Here is a 4940-nt window from a genome sequence, read left to right as displayed (position 1 = left end):
TATTTGTATTTATTAATGGACTATATATGGCACTGATAATTGACGCAATATCATGCCAACCCTAAAGTGCCCGTACTTCACGCACTCTGGGAGACATCGATGCAATTGTGCCGTTTCAACGAAGGCCGACTGGGGATCGTCCAAGGCGGTCAGGTCAAGGACGTGACCGAAGCTTTGGACGTACTTCCGGCATATCGCTACCCGCTTCCGTGTTTTGACCCGCTGATTGCGAACTTGAAGGAGGTTGTGGCGAGGGCGACGGAGCTGTTGCCGGCCGCGAAGACGCTCGCGCTGGAGGAGGTCTCTTTGCTGGCGCCGGTCGCAAGCCCAGGGAAAATCATTGCGGCGCCGGTCAATTATCTGAAGCACCTGGCCGAAGCCCGGGAGGATGCGGAGATCCACCACCGCAACCAGGTGGGCGAAATCCAGCGGGTGGGCGTGTTCTTAAAGGCGACGAGCTCCCTGGTCGGCCAGTCTGAGGGGGTCGCGCTCAAGCACCTGAACCGCCGTAACGATCACGAGGCCGAAGTGGTCGTGGTGATCGGAAAGAAAGGGCGGGACATTCCGGCCGCTCGCGCGTACGAGTACGTCGCTGGCTATTGCGTCGGGCTCGACATGACCACGCGTGGGCCGGAGGAGCGCAGCTTCCGCAAGTCCATCGATACCTATTCCGTGCTGGGGCCGTGGCTGACGACTGCGGACGCGGTGTCTTCGCCCGGCGAGCTGGGGTTCCGCCTCACGGTGAACGGCGAGCTTCGCCAGCAGGCCAACACCCGCGACCTGGTGTTGGGCATACCGGAATTGATCGAGATGGCATCGTCGTTCTATACGTTGCATCCCGGAGACTTGATCTACACGGGTACGCCTGAGGGTGTCGGGCCGGTGCACCCGGGCGACGTCATCGACGTGTCGGTCGACGGCCTGGGCGGCATGCGGGTGCAGGTCCGTGCGGCATAAGTGGAGGGAGGAGACATGAGCAATAGCAGACAGCCGTTGTTGGTGGTGGGCGGCGGTATTGGCGGTTTGGCGTCGGCGTTGGCGCTCTCTCAGCGGGGCCGCGAGGTGCACGTATTCGAGCAGGCTGCCGAGTTCAAGGAAATCGGCGCAGGCATACAGCTGGGGCCGAACGCGTTTTACACCTTCGATGAGCTGGGTGTCACCGAAGCAGTCAATGAGCTTGCGGCCTTCCCCGACGACATCATCGCAATGGATGCCGTTTCCGGTGAGCGGGTGGTGCACCTGCCAGTGAGCGAGCTTTTCCCGCGGCGGTTCGGCAAGCCGTACGGACTGATTCACCGTGCGGACCTGCACCGCGTCCTGTTGGACGCCTGCCGGGAGACGGGCCGGGTCCACCTGCATGCCGCGACGCAAATCGTCGGCTTCGGGGACAACGGTGGGTCGGTGCGCGTGACGACGGCCAGCGGCGAGGCGTACGAGGGCGACGGCTTGATCGGCGCCGACGGGCTCTGGTCGACCGTCCGAGAATCCATCGTGGGAGACGGCAAGCCCCGGGTGTCCGGCCACATCGCCTACCGCGCCGTGCTCCGCACTGAGGACGTGCCTCTCGAGAACCGGCTGAACGCCATGGTCTTGTGGATGGGGCCCAAGTACCACTTGGTGCATTACCCGCTGCGCGGCGGCAAGCTGTTCAACTTGGTGGCGGTCTTCCATAGCGATCGTTATGAAGACGGGTGGGATACCTATGGCGATCCCGAAGAGCTGCACTTGAGGTTCCAGGGGGCGCATCCCCACGTCCTGAACATGCTCGCCAAGATCGAGTCGTGGCGCATGTGGGTGTTGTGCGACCGGGAGCCGGTCAACCATTGGAGTCAAGGACGCACCACTTTGTTGGGCGATGCCGCGCATCCCATGCTGCAGTACTTGGCCCAGGGCGCATGTATGGCGATGGAAGACGCCGTGTGCCTCGCCAAGCTGGTGGCAGCGCAGCCGGACGACTTGCCGCGGGCTTTCCTCGAATACCAGCAGGCGCGTTATTTGCGCACGACCCGCGTGCAGTTGACGGCCCGCCTGTATGGCCATGCTTATCACGCGGCCGGGGCAACGCGGGACCTGCGCAACGCATTCCTGAAGTCGCGAACGATTGAACAGACCGCCGACAGCATGGCGTGGATGTACGACCGGAAGGAAATCCCGCAATGAATGAAGCTTCCAAGAGTCAGCGCCAGGCTTTCTACGAATTGATCGATGGCAGCAGTTGCACGCCGCTCTGGGAGGTCTTGCACGCGTTGGTGCCGAAGACGCCGGCCACGCCGTGCGTGCCGCATCTCTGGAGCTGGGACGCCATGTGGCCTTTCCTCCAGCGCTCGGGCGAACTGATTAGCGCCGAAGAAGCCGAGCGGCGCGTCTTGGTGCTGGAAAATCCGGGGCTGCGGGGGCAATCCCGGATCACGCACAGCCTGTACGCCGGGTTGCAACTGATCCTTCCCGGCGAAGTCGCTCCGCCGCACCGTCACTCCCAGTCGGCAATGCGGTTCATCATGCACGGGCATGGCGCCTATACCGCCGTGGACGGGCGGCGGATCTCGATGTCGGAAGGCGATTTCATCATTACGCCTTCCTGGTCTTTCCACGAGCATGGCAATCCGTCGGATTCGCCCGTCGTCTGGCTCGACGGCCTGGACGTTCCCATCGTCGAGCTGTTCGATGCGCAGTTTCGCGAAGATGGCGACGAGGCGCCGCGGTCCGACCCCAGCGCCGATGGGACGGTGAATCTGGCCGAGTTCGGCGTGTCCATGAAGCCGGTGGAGTACCGGCCGGCCACGAAAACGTCGCCCTTGTGGTGGTTTCCCTATGATCGAAGCCGGGAAGCCGTGGAAAAACTCTCCCGCACGCGCGCACCACATCCTTGCTGGGGACACAAGATGCAGTACGTCAATCCCGCTACCGGAGGATGGCCCATGCCCACCATGGGCACGTTCCTGCAGTACTTGCCGGCGGGTTTCGAGGGCCGGCCGTACCGGTCGACCGATGCGACGGTCTACGCCGTGCGCGAGGGGCGCGGGGTGTGCGAGATTGCGGGAAAGACCTTGAGATTCGGGCCCAAGGACATTTTCGTGTGTCCCTCCTGGATGCCGTATTCGTTGCGGGCCGAGAGCGAAGTCGTATTGTTCAGCTTTTCGGATCGTCCCGCGCAGCAAAGCCTGGACATCTGGCGGGAACAGCTGAGCTGACGTCAGGGGAGTTGAAACGGGCCGCGATGCGGCCCGTTTTCCTATGCGTCAGTCGAGACGGATGTTCGCCTTCTCGATCGACTGGCGGTACACGTCGAACTTGTTCTTGACCTCGCTCTTGATTTCGGCGGGTGTCCACGGGGTAGGCTCGAACGCGAAGGTCGCAAAGCGCGCCTGGATCGCTGGGTCGCCCAGCACCTTGTTGATGTCGGCATTGATCTTGTCAACGATGCTTTGCGGCGTGCCTTTGGGCGCGAGTATGGCGGCGAACGAGCTCACTTCGAGTCCTGCCGGGCCGCCGCTTTCGGAGACTGTGGGAACGTCAGGAAACTGTGAGATGCGCTTGGGCGCAGCCACCGCGAGATATCGTATCTTGCCTGCCTGGTAGGCACCCTGGCTCGATGCCAGGGTTGCGAAGCTCCAGGCTACGTCCCCGTTGCCGACCGATGCGAAGAGTTGGGGTGTTTCTTTATAAGGCACGTGCAACATCTTGACCTGGGTAGCCGATTCCAGGGCCACGCCGCCCAGGTGGCCCGGGCTGCCTATGCCCCACGATCCATAGGTCACCGAGCCCGGTTCCCGGCGCGCCGCGGCGATCAGGTCTGCGACGCTGCGCCACGGGCTGCCGGATGCGGTCGAGACCATGAAGAAGGTTCTGAAAAGGCCGGCGGTGTATTCGAATATCGCGTCGGGGTCGTAATTGCGCTGTTTGTAGAGCAAGGGCAGGGCGGCCAGCTGTTCGCTGTCGAGCTGCAGCAACGTATGGCCGTCAGGTGCAGCACGGCGAAAACCATCGATGGCGATGAAACCTGCCCCGCCGGGCCTGTTCTCGACGACGACGCGTTGGCCCCACATGCCGCCCAGCTTTTCGGCAACCAGGCGCAGCACGGTATCCGGTCCGCTGCCGACCGAGAATGAGCTGATCATGGTGACGGGGCGGTTGGGGTAGGCCTGCTGAGCCGCTACGGGCGCGGCCAGTAAAACGGCGGCGGCCGCCCAAAGGCGGCGATGGGTCAAGCTGGGGGAAGGGCGATGCATGTGGGGTCTCCGTCTACTCTAGTCGTATGTGGACGCGTTGCACGAATACGAATAAACGTTCGGGTCAAGGCTTGTCGGGGTCTCCTGATGTGGATTGCTAGGGGTGCCCCGCACGATAGGGAGTCGGTTCGAATAGCGCAATGCAATGAGGAAAATACTGTTTATTGAAAAAGCAAATGTGTTCGCGACACGCCCTGGCTTCGCTCCGTCTCGCCCATCCTCGGCCTCGGCAGCACGGCCTTTTCGGGCGGGGCGCCAGAGGTTGCCGAGACGGGGAGCGCCGGCAGGATCGGGTATTCTTTGCCGAAGGGCGCCCACCCATGCGCGTCCGGAACTACAAGAACTTCGGAACGAGAGGGGATCTGGCCGTGCGTCGCATAGGCAATTGGTATTTCGGTTGGACCATCGTGGCTGCAGCGACGGTGATGACTTTGTTGACGGTCGGCATGCGCATGAGCATCGGGCCCTTTTTCCTACCCATCATCGACGACCTCGGATTCAGCCGGAGCATGTTGGCGGGGATCGTGGCGGTGGGCATGCTCTGTTATGGCTTGGCCATGCCGCTCGCCGGCTATTTGGTCGGCACGCGCGGGACGCGTTTCGTATTGCTGCTCGGGATGGCAGTCGTGGTGTTGTCCACCCTCGCGACCGTTTGGGTGCGCGATCCTCTGGCGTTTTTCCTGGCTTTCGGGGTGGGGCAGTCGTTGGGGT

Annotated in this window: 4 protein-coding genes and 1 pseudogene; 4 read left to right on the top strand and 1 reads right to left on the bottom strand. The window is 62.6% G+C overall.

Annotation, left to right across the window (positions count from 1 at the left end; all coding sequences use genetic code 11):
• The first annotated feature begins 99 nt into the window (after window positions 1-99).
• From IRZ12_RS15600 to gtdA, 3 genes are read left to right on the top strand one after another with little or no spacing between them, the layout of a single operon-like run.
• Window positions 100-957: a fumarylacetoacetate hydrolase family protein gene (locus tag IRZ12_RS15600; protein ID WP_087783239.1), complete on the top strand. Its 858-nt coding sequence runs from the start codon at window positions 100-102 to the stop codon at window positions 955-957.
• Between the two features lie 15 nt (window positions 958-972).
• The gene (locus tag IRZ12_RS15595; RefSeq protein WP_296470315.1) at window positions 973-2160 is read left to right on the top strand and encodes a 3-hydroxybenzoate 6-monooxygenase; all 1188 of its coding nucleotides are present in this window, start codon (window positions 973-975) and stop codon (window positions 2158-2160) included.
• Window positions 2157-3191 (top strand): gentisate 1,2-dioxygenase, encoded by a 1035-nt coding sequence (gtdA, locus tag IRZ12_RS15590; RefSeq protein WP_087783237.1) that lies wholly within the window; start codon window positions 2157-2159, stop codon window positions 3189-3191. The genes IRZ12_RS15595 and gtdA overlap by 4 nt, the downstream gene beginning before the upstream one ends.
• 48 nt (window positions 3192-3239) lie before the next feature.
• Here gtdA and IRZ12_RS15585 read toward each other — a convergent pair whose 3' ends face one another.
• Window positions 3240-4229: a tripartite tricarboxylate transporter substrate binding protein gene (locus IRZ12_RS15585; RefSeq protein WP_087783236.1), complete on the bottom strand. Its 990-nt coding sequence runs from the start codon at window positions 4227-4229 to the stop codon at window positions 3240-3242.
• A gap of 320 nt (window positions 4230-4549) precedes the next feature.
• Between IRZ12_RS15585 and IRZ12_RS15580 the strand changes: the two are divergent.
• A pseudogene (locus IRZ12_RS15580) lies at window positions 4550-4940 on the top strand (hypothetical protein); the annotation flags it as partial.

It is taken from the genome of Pigmentiphaga sp., assembly GCF_019689535.1.
GTDB lineage: Bacteria > Pseudomonadota > Gammaproteobacteria > Burkholderiales > Burkholderiaceae_B > Pigmentiphaga.
This window is presented reverse-complemented; position numbering and strand designations above follow the sequence as displayed.

Coding starts and splice junctions, on each gene's coding strand:
- IRZ12_RS15600 (WP_087783239.1), top strand. CDS start 100: ATGCAATTGTGCCGTTTCAACGAAGGCCGACTGGGGATCGTCCAAGGC.
- IRZ12_RS15595 (WP_296470315.1), top strand. CDS start 973: ATGAGCAATAGCAGACAGCCGTTGTTGGTGGTGGGCGGCGGTATTGGC.
- gtdA (WP_087783237.1), top strand. CDS start 2,157: ATGAATGAAGCTTCCAAGAGTCAGCGCCAGGCTTTCTACGAATTGATC.
- IRZ12_RS15585 (WP_087783236.1), bottom strand. CDS start 4,229: ATGCATCGCCCTTCCCCCAGCTTGACCCATCGCCGCCTTTGGGCGGCC.